We start from the raw sequence: 17955 nt of genomic DNA, 5'->3' as shown, positions 1-17955 counted from the left end.
CCTGTGGACGACGCCGAACCTGTCGTCACCGACGGGTACTGTCGATCCGTGGCAGATCTCCCCGACGTTCCCACTCTGCTCGGCGCGGCCGTCAAGGCCCTGGGCGGCAGCAGCCGAGAGGGCCAGCAGACCATGGCAGCCGCCGTCGCCGAGGCGGTCGAAGAACGCGAACACCTGGTGGTCCAGGCCGGTACCGGCACCGGCAAGTCCCTGGCGTACCTGGTGCCCGCGATCAGACACGCGATGGCGACGAAGACCACCGTGGTCGTCTCCACCGCGACCATCGCGCTCCAGAACCAGCTGATCGACCGCGATCTGCCGCGCCTGGCCCGAGCGCTGTCACCGTTGCTGCACCGCGAACCCACGTTCGCGGTACTCAAGGGGCGGCGCAACTACCTGTGCCGCAACCGTATGCAGACCGCCTCGGACGAGGAGGCCGAGGGCAGCGAACTGTTCGATGCCCGCCAGCTCTCGTCACTGGGCCGCCAGGTCGCCCGCGTGCACGAGTGGGCGGAGGAGACCCTCACCGGAGACCGCGACGAACTCGTGCCCGGCGTGAGCGACCTGGCCTGGCGCCAGGTCTCCGTGGGCGGGAACGAGTGCATGGGCGCCCGCGTGTGCTCCTTCGGCCAGGAGTGCTTCGCCGAGTTCGCCCGCGAGGCCACCACCGGGGTGGACGTGGTGGTCACCAACCACGCCATGCTCTCCATCGACATGTCGCAGGGCTACCACATCCTGCCCGAGCACAACACGATCATGATCGACGAGGCGCACGAACTCGTCGACCGCGCCACCTCCGTGGCCACCGGAACCCTCACCGAGCGCAGCGTCACCACCGCCGCCAAGCGCGCCGCCCGCCTGGTCGAACCGGGGATCAGTGAACGGCTCAGCGAGTGCGCGGACGGGCTGGCCCTGATGTTCACCGAGGTGCCCGAGGGGCGGCTGGACCACATCGACGAGGGCCTCGCGGGGGCCGTGGCGGCGGCGCGTGACGCCTCCGCCGCCTGCGTCGCCGCGATCGGCCCCTCCCCGGGCGAGCTCGACCCGGACACCGCCTCCGACCGCCGCCTGGCCCTGGCCGCGCTCGCCGAGGTCCGTGAGGCGGCCGAACGGGTCCTGGAGTCCTTCGAGCCGCCGCTGCGCGACCGCACCGAGATCGTCTGGCTCACCAAGGCCCCCGCGCGCCCGCCGACACTCAACGTCGCCCCGCTCGGCGTGGGCGGTCTGCTCCGGGAGAAGCTCTTCGGCGACCGCACCGTGGTGCTCACCTCCGCCACCCTCACCCTGGGCGGCGACTTCGGCGCCCTGGCCCGCCAGTGGGGGCTGGGCCGCGAGGTCACCCAGGAGGCCGCCGAACGGGCCGCCCGCGACGGAGCCGTGACCGAGTCCGCCCCGTCCCCGGGCGCCCCGGAGGCCGAGACGACGCAGGACGCCGACGAGGACGGTCCGCACCGGGCCGCCGGTGAGCCGCGCTGGCGCGGCCTGGACGTCGGGTCGCCCTTCGACCACGGCCGCAGCGGCATCCTCTACGTCGCCCGCCACCTGCCCAAACCCGGCCGCGACGGACTCTCCGACGCCTACCTCGACGAGATCGCCGAGCTCATCGAGGCCTCCGACGGCCGCGCCCTCGGCCTGTTCTCCTCGATGCGTGCCGCCCAGCAGGCCGCCGACGAACTGCGCGAGCGCCTGGACCAGCCCATCCTGTGCCAGGGCGAGGACTCCACCGGGCAACTGGTCCGCCGCTTCTCCGAGGAGGCGCGCTCCTGCCTGTTCGGCACCCTGTCCCTGTGGCAGGGCGTGGACGTGCCGGGCCCCTCGCTCCAACTGGTGATCGTCGACCGCATCCCCTTCCCGCGCCCCGACGACCCGCTGGCCTCCGCACGCCAGCGCTCCGTCTCCGCGCACGGGGGCAACGGCTTCCTGTCGGTGTCGGCCACCCACGCCGCGCTGCTGCTGGCTCAGGGCACCGGTCGCCTCCTGCGCTCCACTGACGACCGGGGGGTGATCGCCGTCCTGGACCCGAGACTGGCCACCGCCGGGTACGGGGGGTTCCTGCGGGCTTCCCTGCCGCCCTACTGGGGGACGGCCGACCCCGAGGTCGCCCGTTCGGCCCTGCGACGTCTGGCCGAGAAGGCCGCGGCGGGGCAGGACGAGTCGGCCGCCTGATCGCGCTGACGCTCGCCGCCGCCGGGGGCCGGTCCGGCCGCGCGTGCCGAGCGGGGGGACGGGGTCACACGACGGAGGCCGGGCTCCCCTGGGGTGCCCGGCCGCTGCCGTCGCCGAGATCGAGCCGGGGCCTCGTACCCCGCGCCCTCGCGCTGTCCGTGTTGTTCCGGCGTCCCCGCCGGATCAGCCGCGTGTGCGGTAGCCGAAGAGCCGGACCGCGTACCCGGGGGAGTCGTCCTCCGGCTCCTGGATCTGCCACCGGTCGTCGTGATCGCCCACCAGCAGCTCGTTCCACATCATGTCGATGAGCTTGAGCCGGGACACCACCGACGCCTCGGGGTCGAGCACGATCGAGTAGGCGTGGTCGGTGAGTCGCTGGGTCACCATGCCGACGGACTGGCCGTCCCAGATCGCCGGCACGGGGGCGTGACCGATCTCGACCCCGCACAGCCGGAGCTGCTCGACCTCCTCGTCGAGTGCCTCGGCGGCCAGTGCGCCGTCGAGCCGCAGGGCGTCCTCCAGCTCGTCGCGTTCCTCGTCGGCTCGCAGGTAGGCGTGGTAGGTGCGGTAGCCGCACGGGCGGCACTTGCGCCAGACCACGCAGCGGGCCAGCCCGTACGCGGACTGTGCCTCGCCGACACTCTGGTGGTCGCTCACCTCGCGAACCATGCCGCATTCGCAACACAAGGCAGTGAGATCCTGCTTCATCAGAGTCCCCCCTCCCAGGCGAGTATGCGACGGATGGAGGTCGTTAGGGAACCCGTTCGGCGAGGAAGTCGCGGCAAGGACTCGTCATCAATGCCCAAAATGACCGGCTGACGGGTTTCGGACGTGCTCAGAGGGGGTGTGGACGTGGCCGGTCTCACCTTGGGGCGGTATGCTCCGCCCGCACTGCTCGGGGGTCAGTCGTCCATGGACAGGCCGCGCTTGTTCCGCTCGGTCCAGTCGCGCATGCGCTGCGGATAGCCCACGATCTGTACGTCGTACGCGGGCTTGGCCAGGTTGCTCGCCACCTTGCGGAGCACCTCGGGGGAACCGCAGCGCCGTCGGATCCACTCCCCGTCCGTGGCGACGGCGACAGCGGTGGCCCGTGTGGCGAAGGTTTCGGGCTCCACGAAGAACTCCACCCCCACCCGGCTCTTGGCGAACTCGATCAGCGCCTTGATGTCCGAATCCTCGGAGGCGCGGTCGAAACGGGCCTTGCCCTTGCGATTGGCCTTGCGGAGTCCGAACCGGTCTCGCCATCCCATCGGCGCTCATGTCTCCCTCGTGCCGCCCTGAGCCAGCCGCTCGCTGGCCGCCTCCGAGTCTATCCGCCGTGATCCAGCCGCACAGGGGCCAGAGCGCCCGAGTGGCAGCGGGTTTGCGCGTTCGCCAGACAGCCCTGTCACCACGCTGCTACGTTCTGTCGCACATGGCACAGGGGGGAGACACCATGACGATGTGGACATGGGTGGGGGAGACCGGACGCCAACTCCGCGCCGCCGGTCAGGACGAACTCGCCGAAGCCGTCGCAGAGCTGCCCGTACTCAGCGAGGCGGGCGACGCGGTCAAGGTGGAGGCGCTGGCCAGGTCGGCGATGCGCACCGCCCGCCGCCTCGTCGCCGAGGCCGCGAAGTCCGACAACCCCGCGCCCACGGCGGTTCCGGCCTCGGTCCCGGGGGTGTTCGGCCCGCCGACCCTGTTCTTCCTGGCGCACTGGCCGCTCGCCGTGCGGGTGGGCGCGCTGGCGGAGGGGCGTCGCGCCCTGGACCAGGCCAAAGCCGTGGTCGAGGACGAGCCCGCACCGAACCGGTACGGGCCGCTGCCGGTCTCCGCCCTGGAGACCCTGGTCCGCTGCCACGCCAACATCGACGCCAGGGGCACCACCGACCAGCGCCGCGAACTCCTCTCCGCCCGGCGCCTGTCCGGTTGGGAGGGCACCCCGGCCTGGCCCGGCTTCACCTTGGCCCGCGTCCACCTGCTCATCGACGAGGGTCAGGCCGACCGCGCCGAGGCCGAGCTGCGCCGCTACGACCACACCGCCACCGGTCCGGCCGTGCTCGGCGCTGAGGGTGTCTTCGCCCTGGTCAGGGCATTGCGTCACCAGGACAAGCACACCGACGCCCTGGACGCCCTGGACCGGATGGAGGCCGAGCTCGACCTGGGCGGCAGGGGCGGGGACGGTTCCTCCGCCAACCCGCGTCGCGCCGCCCTGCTGCGGATGATCCGCTTCGAGCGCGCCCGGCTGCTGTCCTGGCTGGCCCGCCTGGGGCTGTGCGACGCCCGCCAGGCCATCGGCCTCCTGCCCACCGTGGAGGAGGCCGAGACCTACCCGAAGCTGCGTTCGGCGTGGGTGGAGGCGGTGGAGAACCTGGTCTGCCAGGGGAGCGTCCGCAACGACTGGCGACTGGGCGTACGCGTGACCACCTGGTCCCGGTACTTCGAGCGGGTGGGGGCGCCCCGCCGGGGCGCCGAACTCGCCCTGTCCGCGTCCCGGTTGGCCAGCGGTCGCGGTGCGCGGTGGGTCGCCGAGTGCTCCGCGCAGCGGGCCGAACGCCTCATCCGGGAACTCGGCGGCGCCGAGGAGATCACCGGTGACCTGACGGAGGTGAGGTCCATGGTGCGGGGGATGGAGGCCATCCTTCCCCTGGCCCCCTCCGGGGGCATCCTGGAGTTCCTCCGTGCGCAGAAGGCCGAGGAGGTCAACCCCGAGCAGCAGGCCGAGCAGGTGAACGTGGCGCTCATGGAGCGACCGCACGACTCCGCGCTGCTGAGCGCGCTCGGGCAGGTGGGCCGCACCCTGATGCTGTCCGACGTGGCCACCGAACCCCAGTGGCGCCACGTCCGCGAGCAGCCGGGCGACCAGCGCGCCGCCCTGTCGCTGCTGGAGACACTGCTGCATGACAACGACACCGCCGGGGTTCGCGACCTCGTCCGCACGCTGGCCGCCGGCGCGCTGGTCCCGGATCGAGGGTCGCTTCCGGAACAGTCGCTGGTGAGTGGTCGCCGGTCGGTTCCGGACCACCCGGGGGTCGACGACCCGCGGCAGGTCCCGGACGACGCGCCGGTGTGGGAGGAGCATCCGGCTCCGAGCCGCCCGCAGGCGGTCGAACACCCGTCGGTCCCGGAGTACCCGCCGGTGCGTGAACACCGGCCCGCGCCCGCGCACCCGCAGGTCGGGGACCACCCGCAGGTGCCGGACCATCCGCCCGCCCGGGAGCCGCAGGAGGCCGCGGGGGCGGTGCGGTTCGGGGTCGGAGGCTGATCGCTCCACCCAGGTGCCGACGTCGGCGCCGGGGTCAGTGAGGCAGGAGTGAGCGGCCCGCCGGGTAGGTCAGGGCCGCCGGGGGGAGCTGCGCGGGTCGGCCGCTGGCCAGGACGGTGACCCGCCCCGGTCGGTCGGCGGGGGTGGCCTCGGGGGAGCCCTCACCGGCCTCGTCGGTCGCGCCCATCCTGCGCAGGGTCTGGGCGGCCACGGCGCGGTCCGCGGTGAACAGGTCCGCCCTGCCGGACAGCGCCTTGGAGATCTCCTCGCCGACCAGGTCGTAGTGCGTGCAGCCCAGCACCACACCCCTGACCTCCGGTGGCGTCAGCGAGGCCGCGTACGCGACCGCGTCACTGATCAGGGCGGGATCGGCGGACTCCACCGCCTCCGCCAGGCCCTTGCAGGCGACCTGGGTCACGGCCACGTCCCGGGCGAAGGTCTCCACGAGCCGCTTCTGATAGGCGCTGCTGGTGGTGGCCTCGGTGGACCACACCGCGATGGGCGTGCCGGCGGCCGCCGCCGGTTTGATGGCCGGGACGGTCCCGATCACCGGGATGTCCGGCTCCAGCTCCGTGCGCAGTCGGTTCAGCCCGTGCACCGACGCCGTGTTGCACGGCACCACCACCGCGTCCAGGGAACCCGCCGCGTCCAGGGCGGCACGGGCACCGGCCACGGCCCGGTCGATCACCTGTTCCGGGGTACGACGGCCCCACGGCATGTGGTCCGGGTCCATGGACAGGTAGAGGTCCGCGTCGGGCCGGGCGGCGTGCAGGGCGGCGGCCGTGGACAACATGCCGATACCGGAGTCAACGAGAGCGATGCGCATGGAACCGCATCCTATGCGGCCCCCGCCGTAACCCTCGTATCACCGCAGGTAAGGGCGGAACCGAGGGGTTCGGACGCCGCGAAGGCCCCCGTTCCCGCCTTCGGTGGCTTCTTCGTCCGTGCCCGAGAGTGGGTAAGACACGTACCGAAATGGGGTGGCCGTGGACCGATACCGATAGGTAGAACTGAGGGGATCGGCCTGCCGAGGCATGCCACCACCGGTCCTGGCCGACCCAAGCTGTGCGCCGTCAACAGTTCAGGGGAACCCGGTATGACTCCGAAACAGCCCGGTACGACCTCCAACTCCGGCCCCCGGTCCCCACGGGGGCCGTCGGCCGGTACGGGGCTGGCGGAACACGTCGCGGCGGTCCAGCGGCTGCGGCGCGACTACCGGGCCCTTCCCGAGGGCGCCCCGGTCCGGCTGGCCAAACCGACCTCCAACCTGTTCCGGTTCCGCGAGGAGTCCTCCGCCCCGGCGCTGGACGTCTCGGCCTTCTCCGGGGTCATCTCCATCGACCCCGTCGAGCGCCTGGCCGACGTCGGCGGCATGACCACCTACGAGGAGCTGGTCGCCGCGACCCTCCCGCACGGGCTCATGCCCACGGTCGTGCCGCAGCTGCGCACCATCACCCTGGGCGGGGCCGTCACCGGACTCGGGATCGAGTCCTCCTCCTTTCGCAACGGCCTCCCGCACGAGTCGGTCCAGGAGATGGAGATCCTCACCGGCTCCGGGGAGGTCGTCACCGCCACCCGGGACAACGCGCACAGCGACCTGTTCCACGGCTTCCCCAACTCCTACGGCACGCTCGGGTACGCCCTGCGCCTGCGGGTGGAACTCGACCCTGTGTCCCCCTACGTGCACCTGCGCCACCTGCGGTTCCACGACTCCTCGGCAGCGATGGACGCCCTCGCCCGGATCTGCTCCGACGCGGCCCACGAGGGGTCGCCCGTGGACTTCGTGGACGGGGTGGTGTTCGGCCCCGACGAGCTGTACCTGACGTTGGCCCGGTTCACCGACCACGCCCCCTGGGCCAGCGACTACACGGGCAACGACGTCTACTACCGCTCGATCCCGCGCTACGCCGACCGGGAGGGCGGTTCCACGGGCCCCGGCGACTACCTCACCGTGCACGACTACCTGTGGCGCTGGGACACCGACTGGTTCTGGTGCTCCCGGGCCTTCGGTACCCAGAACCGGTTCGTGCGCCCGTTCTGGCCGCGCTCCCTCAAACGCTCCGACGTCTACCGCAGGCTGGTGGCCTGGGACCGGCGCACCGACTTCTCCCGGCTCCTGAACCACTACCGGGGCCGCCCGCAACAGGAGCCCCTCATCCAGGACATCGAGGTCGGAGTGGAGCACGGGGCCGAGTTCCTGGACTTCTACCACGCGGAGATCGGCATGACCCCCATGTGGTTGTGCCCGCTCCGGCTCCGCGAGCCCCGCCGCGCCGGGCTCGCCGACGACGAGCACGTCTGGCCGCTCTACCCCCTGGAGAACGACCGCCTCTATGTGAACTTCGGGTTCTGGGGTCTGGTCGACACCGAACCCGGCCAGCGCCGCGCGCACCACAACCGCAGGGTCGAGGAGGAGGTCACCCGGTTGGGCGGCCACAAGTCCCTGTACTCGGACTCCTTCTACTCGGAGGACGACTTCTGGGCGCTCTACAACGGCGCCGACTACGCGGGCCTCAAGGAGACCTACGACCCCCAGGGCCGGCTCCTTGACCTGTACGCCAAGTGCGTACGCAACGGCTGAGTAGCCCATCGCCGAGCAGTCGACAGCACCGCCGGGCGGCGACCTGTGGGCAGGGGCCGCGTACGGGAGGGAAAAAGGACATGAGCATGCGGCTTGCAGAGATCTTCGAGCGTGTCGTCGGACCCGACGCGCCCATCCGGTTCACCGCCTACGACGGCAGCTCCGCGGGGGACCCCGACAGCGAGGTCACGGTCAACGTACGGACCCCGGTGGCCGTCAACTACCTGGCCCAGTCGCCCAACGCCGTGGGCCTGACCCGGGCCTACGTCTCCGGCCACCTGGAGCTGGAGGGCGACATGTACACGGCGCTCAGACACATGGCGGACTTCACCTTCGCCGAGGGCGTCAACGTGACCGCCCGCGACCTCCTCGCCATCGTGGGATCGGTGGGCTGGGTGAAGTTCGTGAACCGGGTGGCGCCGCCGCCCCAGGAGATGCGTCAGGGAACCCTGCTGGGGCGGGGGATGCGGCACTCCAAGCAGCGCGACGCCGAGGTGATCCACCACCACTACGACGTCTCCAACGAGTTCTACGAGATGGTCCTCGGGCCGTCGATGACCTACACCTGCGCGGTCTTCGACGAGGAGGACGGTGCCCTGGACCGGGTGGGCTCCTTCGACGGCGCCCTGGAGAGCGCCCAGTTCCGCAAGTACGACCTGGTCTCGCGCAAGCTGGGCCTGGAGAAGGGCATGCGGCTGCTCGACGTGGGCTGCGGATGGGGTGGCATGGTGCGCCACGCCGCGCGTGAGCACGGGGTCAAGGCGGTCGGCGTGACCCTGTCCAAGGAACAGGCGGAGTGGGGTGCGAAGAGGATCGCCCAGGAGGGGCTGACCGAGCTCGCCGAGATCCGCCACATGGACTACCGGGACGTGCCGGACGGCAGCTTCGACCGGATCAGCTCCATCGGGCTGACCGAGCACATCGGGTCCAGGAACCTGGACCCCTACTTCGCCTCGCTCAACGCGAAGCTGGTGCCGGGCGGGCGACTGCTCAACCACTGCATCACTCGTCCCCGCAACAACCTCAAGCCCATGAACACCAAGGGTGTCATCAACAAGTACGTCTTCCCCGACGGCGAGCTGGAGGGCCCCGCCCAGATCCAGACCGCGATGAACGACGCGGGCTTCGAGATCCGCCACCAGGAGAACCTGCGCGAGCACTACGCCCTGACTCTGCGCCACTGGGGCGCCAACCTCGAACGCGACTGGGAGAAGGCCGTCGCCGAGGTGGGGGAGGGCACCGCGCGCGTGTGGCGTCTCTACATGGCCGGGTGCGTGCTGGGCTTCGAGCGGGACGTGGTGCAGCTCCACCAGATCCTGGGAGTGAAGCTGGACGGAACCGACGCTCACCTGCCCCTGCGCCCGGACTACTGACGCCCACGGACGGCTGCCCGATCGACCGACCAGCACCGCGACGGGCGCTTCACGGCAGCTGTCACACACGGGGGTGTTCGCGTTGCGCGGACACCCCCGCGCCCGGCCCCGGCCTGCGCCGCGCAACGACGTCGAGGCGGCATCATGGAGCCATCAGATCCAGCATGAAGGGACCCACCCCGTGTCCTCCGACGACAACGCGCACCAGAGCGACCCGACACCCGAGCACGACCTGCCGGACCATGTCAGGGAGACCGCGATCGAGCTGATCAGCGCCTACGTGGACCACAACAGTGAGGAACTGGACCGGGTCATCCCCCGGGCGGTGGACCACGTCGACGACGTCCAGTCCGAGCTCAGGGTGATCGCGGCCTTCCTCGGACGCCGCGTCCAGGAGACCGGCGTGGTGTGGAAGCCCGCCGACTCGCGCGAGGCCGTGGCCCGCACCGTGGCGGAGATGCTGCCGCCTGAGCTGGAGTTCGCCGTCTCCACCGCGTGGGAGGCCCACTCGATCGGTGAGGAGGAGACCGCCGAGCGCCTCGCCCAAGGCGACCGCATGGTGTTCGTGCACATGCTCGCCGCCTTCTGCGCCGCCATCGGACTCGCCGTCTACAAGCGCGCCGAACTCGTGTCGACCCTGCGCCAGGTGACCGGACTGAGCGACTGACCGCGCCTGTCGGGCCGCTCGCGATCCCCGGCCGGAACCGCTCGCCTAACAGGTCAGACACAAGTGGCAGTGGTTTACTTCACAAGTCGTCCTTCTTTACGTAGGTTTCCTACCAACCCTCACGGGACCCTCGAAAGGAACGGGAGGCGAGCCGATGGCCCGCAGACGAGCACACAAGTACGTCACCCTCCCCGCGGCCACACTGACGCTGGCGCTTGCGGCGACAGCCTGTGGCGGCGGTGGTGGCGGCGGCGGAGCCACCGACGCCCTCCAGGTGTGGATCATGGAGGGCACCAACCCGGACGCCAGCGCCTTCTTCGACGCGGTCAACGAGGCCTACACCGAGCAGACCGGGATCGACGTCCAGGTCGAGTTCGTGCCCTGGGCCGACGCCCAGAACAAGATCTCCACGGCCATCGCGGGCGGGACGGTTCCCGATGTCGTCGAGCTGGGCACCACCTTCACCCCGGAGTTCGCGGACGCGGGCGCCCTGCACGACCTCTCCGGGTACATCGACGACCCCTCCCGGTTCCAGGAGGAGATGTACTCCATGGGCGTCGTCGACGACGCCGCCTACGGGGTGCCCTGGTACGCGTCGATCCGCTCGATCATCTACCGCAAGGACATCTTCGAGGAGCACGGCCACGAGGTGCCGACCTCCTGGGAGGAACTGCGCGAGACCGCGACCGACCTCGCCGAGGCCGAGGACGGCATGATCGGCTTCCCGGTGCCCGGCCAGGCGCAGTACTCGGTCATGCCGTGGGTCTGGGGCGGCGGAGGTGAGGTCGCGGTCCAGGAGGACGACGGCACCTGGACCTCCACCATCAACTCCCCGGAGGGGCGAGCCGGGGTCGAGTTCTTCACCAACCTCTCCCTGGAGGACGGCCTGTCCACCACGGGCGCGGTCAACTGGAACGAGATCGACGTCATGGAGTCCCTCGCCGACGAGGACGCCATCATGGCGATCTCCAACAGCTCCAACCCGAAGGCCATCATCGAGTCCAACCCGGACCTCGAGGGCAAGCTCGGCGCGTTCGTGCTGCCCGGCCAGGAGGACGGGTACACGGACTCCTTCGCCGGCGGCTCCCTGCTGTCGGTGTTCGAGGGCACCGGCAACGAGGAGGCCGGCTGGGAGTACGTCGACCTCCTCACCCAGGGCGAGTTCTTCGACCGCTGGGGCGAGGAGAGCGGCTTCTTCCCGGCCGGGGTGGCGGAGATCGAGGCCTACGCCGACTCCGGTGACCCGCTGGTCGAGCCGTTCGCCGTCCAGCTGCTGGAGGCGGGCAGGAGCACCCCGGCCGTCCCCGCCTGGTCGCAGGTCGAGGCCGAGGGGATCATCGTCGGCATGCAGCAGGACATCCTCAACGGCGAAGCGACCGTGGAGGAGGCCACCGACCGCGCCGCCGAGTCCATCGAGACCATCCTCAACGAGGGAAACTAGTTGCGCCCCGCCACACCGGTCCGGCCGCCCAGGAGCGGTCGACGCGCGCCGCTCCTGGGAATGCGGGGGCGGCGCGCCCTCCTGCCCTGGGCACTCCTGGTACCCCCACTCGGGGTCATCGGCGTCCTGCTGCTGTTCCCCATCGGCCGGATCGTGTGGCTGTCCTTCCGGGACTTCAAGCTGCGCAACCTGGTCTCGGGGGAGTCGGACTTCGTCGGCCTGGGCAACTTCGTCACGCTGCTGACCGACCCGTACCTGTGGCGCGTCGTCCTGGTCAACACGGTCGTGTTCGCCGTGGTCGCCGTGGTCACGACGGTGGTCCTGGGCACGCTCGTCGCCCTGCTGCTGGCCAACCTGAAGCCCGTCACGCGGGTCATCGTGGTCTCCTGCGTGATGGTGGCCTGGGCCATGCCCGCTGTCAGCGGCACCTACGTGTGGATCTGGATCTTCGACGTGGACCAGGGGGTCGTGGCGCAGGCCCTGAAGTCCCTGGGCCTGATCGAGCCCTCCGGATACAACTGGTTCGCCAACCGCTTCTGGTTCTACGCGATCGTGACGCTCAACATCGTGCACAGCGGCTTCCCGTTCGTCGCCGTCACGGTCCTGGCCGGACTGCTCACGGTCCCCAAGGAACTGCACGAGGCGGCCCGGATCGACGGAGCCGGCGCGTGGAAGCGCTTCTGGCACGTCACCTTCCCGACGCTGCGCCCGGTGTTCGCCGTGGTGACGGTCCTGTCCACCATCTGGGACTTCAAGGTGTTCGCGCAGATCTACCTGATGCCCGGCGGTGACGTCGGCGGCTCCCAGATGCTCAACCTGGGCGTGTGGGCGTACGTGCGGTCCTTCGGGCAGAACGACTTCGGTATGGGCTCGGCCATCGCGGCCCTGCTCACGCTGCTCCTGCTGGGGATCACGGTCGTCTACCTGCGCGCGCTGTTCCGGGAGGACGAGATCAGATGACCCTCACCGCACGCCGTCAGCACCCCGCCCCCACGAGGAGGTCCGATGGACACGCACACCGCTGACACGTCCTCCGAGTGGGAGGCACGGGTACGGGCCTCCCGGCGCCGGGGCGGAGCGCTCCGCCTCTGGCGCGTGGTCGGCAAGGCCGCCGGGGTGAGCGTGCTGCTGCTCTTCACCCTGTTCCCCGTGTACTTCATGCTGATGAGCGCGTTCTCGGACAGCTCGACCTCCGGGACCGGGGCGCTGCTGCCCACCTCGTTCACGCTCGACAACTTCGTCTACGTCATGACCGAGGGCAACTTCGGCACGTACCTGCGCAACTCGCTGACCGTCGCCGGGATCACCGTCGCCTTCGCCTGCGTGCTGTCGATGCTCGCGGCCGTGGCGGTGGCGCGCTTTCGCTTCCGGTTCCGCACGGCCGTGCTCGTGATGATCCTCATCGTGCAGATGGTGCCCCTGGAGGCGCTGGTCATCCCGCTGTTCATCCAGGTGCGCGACCTCCAGATGCTCAACACGGTGATCGGCCTGAGCATCGTCTACGTGGCGCTTTCGCTGCCCCTGGCGGTCTGGATGATGCGCGGCTTCGTCGCGGCGGTCCCCAAGGAGGTGGAGGAGGCCGCCTACATCGACGGCGCCACCTGGCCCCAGATGTTCTGGAAGGTGCTGTTCCCGCTCGTGGCCCCCGGCCTGGTGGCCACGGCGATCTTCTCCTTCATCGTCGCCTGGAACGAGTTCGTGCTGGCGTTCACCTTCATGACGCAGAGCTCGAACTACACGGTGGCGGTGGGTCTGCGCCAGTTCTTCGGGCAGTACGCCAACGACTGGGGGCACGTCATGGCGGCCTCCACGATCATCACCATCCCCGTGATGGTGTTCTTCGTCCTCGTGCAGCGCTGGATGGTCTCCGGGCTCGTCCAGGGAGCCGTCAAGGGGTAGCCCGGGGTTCACTTCGGAGGGTGGTCGGCCGGTGCCCCGCTGCCCCGGAAGGGGCGTGGAACGCGGGGTGGCCCGTGTGGTCTCCCTCTGGGCTCCGCACGCCTGACGGCCTCTCGTCCCGTGGCCGCGCCGGCGGGGGAGGCCGGACACCGGCCTTCCCCACCCCGGCACTCACCCGGCGTCGCGCAGCTCGCGCTTGAGGATCTTTCCGGTGGAGGTCATCGGCAGCTCCGAGCGGAACTCGATCTGGCGCGGGTACTTGTACGCGGCCAGCCTCTCGCGGGCGAACGCGGTCAGTTCCTCGGCGGAGACCTCCGTGCCCTCCTTGAGGATCACGAACGCCTTGATCTCCTCGCCGTGGGTCTCGTGAGGGACGCCCACCACCGCCGCGAGGCTGATCGCCGCGTGGGTCATCAGGACCTCCTCGACCTCACGCGGGTACACGTTGAAGCCGCCACGGATGATCATGTCCTTGGAGCGGTCGATGATGAAGTAGAAACCGTCGTCGTCACGGCGGGCGATGTCGCCCGTGCGGAACCAGCCGTCTCTGATGACCTCGGCGTTCACCTCGGGGCGGTCGTGGTACCCCTTCATGACCAGGTGCCCGCGGACCGCGATCTCGCCGACCGGCTCCTTGTCGCCCTCCCTGACGACCTCGTTCCACTCGGGGTCGATCAGCTTCATCTCCACACCCCACACCGGGCGGCCGATGGAACCCGTCTTGGCGCCGGTGGCGGGGTTGTTGAAGGTGGCCACCGGGGAGGTCTCGGACAGGCCGTAGCCCTCCTTGATCCCCACCCCGAAGAGCTTGGTGAAGTCCTCGGCGAGCTGGCCGGGCAGGGCCGAGCCACCGGAGACGGCGTCGACCACGTTGCGGGCGATGGCCTCCAGGTCGTACTTCCCCGGCTCCGCCTGCTGGGCGGCGTTGAGCAGACCCCAGTACATGGTGGGCACGCCGGCGAACCCGGTGACGCCCTCCTTCTGCATGAGCTCCAGCGCCTGGTTCCCGTCGAAGCGGGGCATGAGGACCATGGTGCCGTGGCGGTACAGCGACGCGTTGAGCATCACCGTCTGCCCGAAGATGTGGAACAGGGGGAGGACGGTCAGGGACACGTCGCGGCCGTCGGGGTGCGCGTTGACCAGGTTGGAGGCGACCACCGCGTTCATCATCAGGTTGTTGTGGCTCAGCTCGGCGCCCTTGGGCTTGCCGGTGGTGCCGCTGGTGTAGATGATGACGGCCGTGTCGTCGGCCCCGGACTGCACGGTCTCGAAGGTGCCGGGTTGTCCGGCCAGGGCCGCCCAGATCGTCTCGGCGCCTTCGATGGTGGACTCGGTGGCTCCTGCGGTGGCCGGCATGTCCACGAAGATCTCGCAGCCGTCCACCTGGCCGAACGCCTCGAAGGAACGCTGCCCCAGCGGGAGGTCGGGGGTTCCGGTGAAGGCGAAGAGCGCCTTGGCGCCCGAGTCCTCCAGGTGGTAGGCGAGCTCGCGCGGGGTGAGCAGGACGTTCAGCGGGACGACCACGGCCCCCGCCTTGAGCGCGCCGAAGTACACGAACGGGAAGTACGGCAGGTTGGGGCTGGCCAGCGCCACCCGGTCGCCCGGGCGCACCCCCCTGGAGACCAGGAGGTTGGCCACCTGGTTGGCGATCATGTCGGTGATCGCGTAGTTGAGCCGGGTGTCGCCGAAGACCAGGCACTCCTTCTCGGGCGCGGAACGGGCGCCGTCCTCAAGGAGCACGGACAGGTTGAACATGGGGGCCTCCCGCAGACATGTGAATCCGGACAGGTGAAACGCATGCCAGGTGTGACCTGGATCGCGTGTTCTGCGCCACTTTGACGGCAGAGTAACAAACCGGGCGGTCGGTGTGGAGGGGCGCAGGGTCCGGAAAACCACCGGTGCGCTGGTCACCCTCCGTGAGGCCAGCCCTGTTCGGGGTCCCGGCCCGGACGGCGGGAAACCGGTCTTCGGCCGTGTACCGCAGCCGCTAACCTGAAGGCAACACACCCAGAACCGGCTAAGGAACACTCAGCGATGACAGCGGTAGACGGCGACCAGACGACGGGCGACACCTACGACGCCCGCGCCCTCCAGGACAAGTGGCAGGCGCGCTGGGCCGCCGAGCTTCCGTTCGAGGCCGACACGGACCCGGGGGACACCCGCCCCCGCTCGTACATCGTCGACATGTTCTCCTACCCCTCCGGTGACCTGCACATGGGCCACGCGGAGGCCTACGCCATCGGTGACGTGATCGGCCGCTACCGCTTCCAGCGCGGCGACAACGTCCTGCACCCGGTCGGCTGGGACTCCTTCGGCCTGCCCGCCGAGAACGCGGCCATCAAGAACAACGACCACCCCTACAAGTGGACGTACGCCAACATCGAGACCCAGGCCTCCTCGATGCGCCGCTACGGCCTGGCCCTGGACTGGTCGCACCGCCTGCACACCAGTGACCCCGAGTACTACAAGTGGAACCAGTGGCTGTTCACCCGCTTCTTCGAACGCGGGCTGGCCTACCGCAAGGACGGCCTGGTCAACTGGTGCCCCCAGGACCAGACGGTGCTCGCCAACGAGCAGGTCGTGCAGGGCAAATGTGAGCGCTGCGGCGCCGACGTCGAGCGCCGCGCCCTCAACCAGTGGTACTTCAAGATCACCGACTACGCCCAGCGCCTGCTGGACGACATGGACCAGCTGGACGGCGGCCGCTGGCCGGACGAGATCCTGGCTATGCAGCGCAACTGGATCGGCCGCTCCACCGGCGCCGACGTGCGCTTCGAGATCGAGGGCCGCGACGAGCCGGTCACCGTCTACACGACCCGGCCCGACACCCTCTACGGCGCCACCTTCTTCGTGGTGGCCGCCGACGCCGACCTGGCCGCTGAGCTGTGCGCGCCCGAGCAGCGCGAGGCCTTCGAGGACTACCGTTCCGAGGTCGCCAAGCTCTCCGACATCGAACGCCAGACCACCGAGCGCCCCAAGACCGGAGTGTTCCTGGGCCGTTACGCGATCAACCCGGTCAACGGCGAGCGCATGCCCGTCTGGGCCGCCGACTACGTTCTGGCCGGATACGGCCACGGCGCCGTCATGGCGGTGCCCGCCCACGACCAGCGCGACCTCGACTTCGCCCTCGCCTTCGACCTGCCCGTGCGGGTCGTGGTCGAGACCGGTGAGGCCGACCCCGCCGAGACCGGCGTCGCCACCGCGGGCGAGGGCGTCCTGCGCGACTCCGGCCCCCTCGACGGCCTGACCAAGACCGACGCCATCGAGCGCATCATCGGCATCCTGCGTGAGCGGGGCACCGGCGACGCCACGGTCAACTTCCGCCTGCGCGACTGGCTGCTGTCCCGCCAGCGCTACTGGGGCACCCCGATCCCGATCGTCCACTGCCCCTCCTGCGGCGAGGTGGCCGTTCCCGACGAGCAGCTGCCGGTGACCCTGCCCGACCTCCAGGGCGCCGAGCTGGCCCCCAAGGGCATCTCCCCGCTGGCCGCCGCCAAGGAGTGGCTGCAGGTGGACTGCCCGTCCTGCGGCGGTCCGGCCGAGCGCGACACCGACACCATGGACACCTTCGTGGACTCGTCCTGGTACTTCCTGCGCTACGTCTCCTCGCACCTGGACACGGCCCCCTTCGACACCGAGGAGGTGAACAAGTGGGGTCCCGTCGACCACTACATCGGCGGCAAGGAGCACGCGACGCTGCACCTGATGTACGCGCGCTTCTTCACCAAGGTCCTCTACGACATGGGCATGGTCGGCTTCACCGAGCCCTTCCGCCGTCTGACCAACCAGGGCCAGGTCATCAACGAGGGCCGGGCGATGTCCAAGTCGCTGGGCAACGGCGTGGACCTGGGCAGGGAGATCGACGCCTACGGTGTGGACGCGGTCCGGCTGACCATGCTCTTCGCCTCCCCGCCCGAGGAGGACGTGGACTGGGCGGACGTGTCCGTGGTCGCCGCGCAGAAGTTCCTCAACCGCGCCTACCGGGTGATGAGTGAGGCCGGTGCGGGCAGCGCTCCCGGAACGGACCCCTCCACCGGCGACACCGACCTGCGCCGCTTCACGCACCGCTCCATCGACCAGATCACGGCCCTGGTCGAGGACAAGCGCTTCAACGTCGCCATCGCCCGCTGCATGGAACTGGTCTCGGCCGCCCGCAAGGCGATCGACTCCGGGCCCGGCGCCGCCGACCCGGCCGTCCGCGAGGCTGCCGAGTTCGTGGCCGTCGCCCTGTCCCTGTTCGCGCCCTACATCGCGGAGGAGGGCTGGGAGAAGCTGGGCCGCAGCGGCTCGGTGGCCGTCGGCAACTGGCCCGAGGCCGACCCGGAACTGCTGGTCCAGGAGTCGGTCACCTGCGTGGTGCAGGTGCAGAGCAAGGTCCGCGACAAGCTCTCGGTGTCCCCCGACATCGACGCCGCCGAGCTGGAGCGCCTGGCCCTGGCCTCGGAGAAGGCCCAGAGCTTCATCGGTGACAAGACCGTGCGCAAGGTGATCGTCCGCGCACCCAAGCTGGTGAACATCGTCGTCGGTTGATCCGTCGCACGGGGCGGTGGTCGCGGTGGCGGCCACCGCCCTCTACCTTGG

13 protein-coding genes are annotated in these 17955 nt (G+C 70.2%); 9 read left to right on the top strand and 4 right to left on the bottom strand.

From position 1 onward, the window contains the following. The first annotated feature begins 48 nt into the window (after nt 1-48). Nucleotides 49-2166, top strand: coding sequence for an ATP-dependent DNA helicase (locus tag BDW27_RS04520; RefSeq protein WP_110048447.1), 2118 nt, complete (start codon nt 49-51; stop codon nt 2164-2166). 183 nt (nt 2167-2349) lie between these two features. Here BDW27_RS04520 and BDW27_RS04515 read toward each other — a convergent pair whose 3' ends face one another. Together BDW27_RS04515 and BDW27_RS04510 are read right to left on the bottom strand one after the other, a co-directional pair. After that, complete coding sequence (locus BDW27_RS04515) at nt 2350-2874, bottom strand: DUF6315 family protein (protein ID WP_026129386.1); 525 nt, start codon at nt 2872-2874, stop codon at nt 2350-2352. Between the two features lie 194 nt (nt 2875-3068). Further along, a complete protein-coding gene (locus BDW27_RS04510; protein WP_017545249.1) occupies nt 3069-3416 on the bottom strand; it encodes a hypothetical protein in 348 nt (115 codons plus the stop codon). A 185-nt stretch (nt 3417-3601) separates the two neighbouring features. On the opposite strand from BDW27_RS04510, the gene BDW27_RS04505 reads away from it, so the two are divergent. After that, nucleotides 3602-5413, top strand: a complete 1812-nt coding sequence (locus tag BDW27_RS04505; protein ID WP_110048333.1) for a hypothetical protein — start codon at nt 3602-3604, stop codon at nt 5411-5413. A gap of 34 nt (nt 5414-5447) precedes the next feature. On the opposite strand, the gene BDW27_RS04500 is transcribed toward BDW27_RS04505, so the two are convergent. Further along, nucleotides 5448-6239: a glutamate racemase gene (locus BDW27_RS04500; protein WP_110048332.1), complete on the bottom strand. Its 792-nt coding sequence runs from the start codon at nt 6237-6239 to the stop codon at nt 5448-5450. A 270-nt stretch (nt 6240-6509) separates the two neighbouring features. Here BDW27_RS04500 and BDW27_RS04495 point away from each other — a divergent pair, with 270 nt between their 5' ends. From BDW27_RS04495 to BDW27_RS04470, 6 genes are all read left to right on the top strand, one after another. Next, nucleotides 6510-7994, top strand: coding sequence for an FAD-binding oxidoreductase (locus tag BDW27_RS04495; RefSeq protein WP_017545252.1), 1485 nt, complete (start codon nt 6510-6512; stop codon nt 7992-7994). Nucleotides 7995-8080: 86 nt separating this feature from the next. After that, nucleotides 8081-9367, top strand: a complete 1287-nt coding sequence (locus BDW27_RS04490) for a cyclopropane-fatty-acyl-phospholipid synthase family protein (protein WP_026129387.1) — start codon at nt 8081-8083, stop codon at nt 9365-9367. Between the two features lie 181 nt (nt 9368-9548). Next, the gene (locus BDW27_RS04485) at nt 9549-10034 is read left to right on the top strand and encodes a hypothetical protein (RefSeq protein WP_017545254.1); all 486 of its coding nucleotides are present in this window, start codon (nt 9549-9551) and stop codon (nt 10032-10034) included. Between the two features lie 154 nt (nt 10035-10188). Beyond that, complete coding sequence (locus BDW27_RS04480) at nt 10189-11475, top strand: sugar ABC transporter substrate-binding protein (RefSeq protein WP_110048331.1); 1287 nt, start codon at nt 10189-10191, stop codon at nt 11473-11475. Between the two features lie 60 nt (nt 11476-11535). Further along, a complete protein-coding gene (locus tag BDW27_RS04475; protein WP_017545256.1) occupies nt 11536-12435 on the top strand; it encodes a carbohydrate ABC transporter permease in 900 nt (299 codons plus the stop codon). Nucleotides 12436-12480: 45 nt separating this feature from the next. Further along, nucleotides 12481-13374 carry a carbohydrate ABC transporter permease gene (locus tag BDW27_RS04470; RefSeq protein ID WP_017545257.1) on the top strand — a complete coding sequence of 298 codons (894 nt, stop codon included), beginning with the start codon at nt 12481-12483 and terminating at the stop codon, nt 13372-13374. A gap of 171 nt (nt 13375-13545) precedes the next feature. On the opposite strand, the gene BDW27_RS04465 is transcribed toward BDW27_RS04470, so the two are convergent. Next, complete coding sequence (locus BDW27_RS04465; RefSeq protein ID WP_110048330.1) at nt 13546-15129, bottom strand: long-chain fatty acid--CoA ligase; 1584 nt, start codon at nt 15127-15129, stop codon at nt 13546-13548. Nucleotides 15130-15408: 279 nt separating this feature from the next. Here BDW27_RS04465 and leuS point away from each other — a divergent pair, with 279 nt between their 5' ends. Then, on the top strand, nt 15409-17904 hold the full coding sequence (gene leuS, locus BDW27_RS04460) for a leucine--tRNA ligase (RefSeq protein WP_110048329.1): 2496 nt from the start codon (nt 15409-15411) through the stop codon (nt 17902-17904). Nucleotides 17905-17955: the final 51 nt, after the last annotated feature.

The organism is Nocardiopsis sp. L17-MgMaSL7, assembly GCF_003182025.1.
Taxonomy (GTDB): Bacteria; Actinomycetota; Actinomycetes; order Streptosporangiales; family Streptosporangiaceae; genus Nocardiopsis; species Nocardiopsis prasina.
The sequence above is the reverse complement of the archived record's forward strand: the minus strand, read 5'-3'. Positions and strand labels throughout refer to the sequence as shown.

Excerpts from the sequence above, each read along its gene's own strand:
- BDW27_RS04515 (WP_026129386.1), bottom strand. The coding sequence starts at position 2,874 with ATGAAGCAGGATCTCACTGCCTTGTGTTGCGAATGCGGCATGGTTCGC.
- BDW27_RS04510 (WP_017545249.1), bottom strand. The coding sequence starts at position 3,416 with ATGGGATGGCGAGACCGGTTCGGACTCCGCAAGGCCAATCGCAAGGGC.
- BDW27_RS04470 (WP_017545257.1), top strand. The coding sequence starts at position 12,481 with ATGGACACGCACACCGCTGACACGTCCTCCGAGTGGGAGGCACGGGTA.
- BDW27_RS04475 (WP_017545256.1), top strand. The coding sequence starts at position 11,536 with ATGCGGGGGCGGCGCGCCCTCCTGCCCTGGGCACTCCTGGTACCCCCA.
- BDW27_RS04500 (WP_110048332.1), bottom strand. The coding sequence starts at position 6,239 with ATGCGCATCGCTCTCGTTGACTCCGGTATCGGCATGTTGTCCACGGCC.
- BDW27_RS04465 (WP_110048330.1), bottom strand. The coding sequence starts at position 15,129 with ATGTTCAACCTGTCCGTGCTCCTTGAGGACGGCGCCCGTTCCGCGCCC.
- BDW27_RS04490 (WP_026129387.1), top strand. The coding sequence starts at position 8,081 with ATGCGGCTTGCAGAGATCTTCGAGCGTGTCGTCGGACCCGACGCGCCC.
- BDW27_RS04480 (WP_110048331.1), top strand. The coding sequence starts at position 10,189 with ATGGCCCGCAGACGAGCACACAAGTACGTCACCCTCCCCGCGGCCACA.
- BDW27_RS04505 (WP_110048333.1), top strand. The coding sequence starts at position 3,602 with ATGACGATGTGGACATGGGTGGGGGAGACCGGACGCCAACTCCGCGCC.
- BDW27_RS04495 (WP_017545252.1), top strand. The coding sequence starts at position 6,510 with ATGACTCCGAAACAGCCCGGTACGACCTCCAACTCCGGCCCCCGGTCC.
- leuS (WP_110048329.1), top strand. The coding sequence starts at position 15,409 with ATGACAGCGGTAGACGGCGACCAGACGACGGGCGACACCTACGACGCC.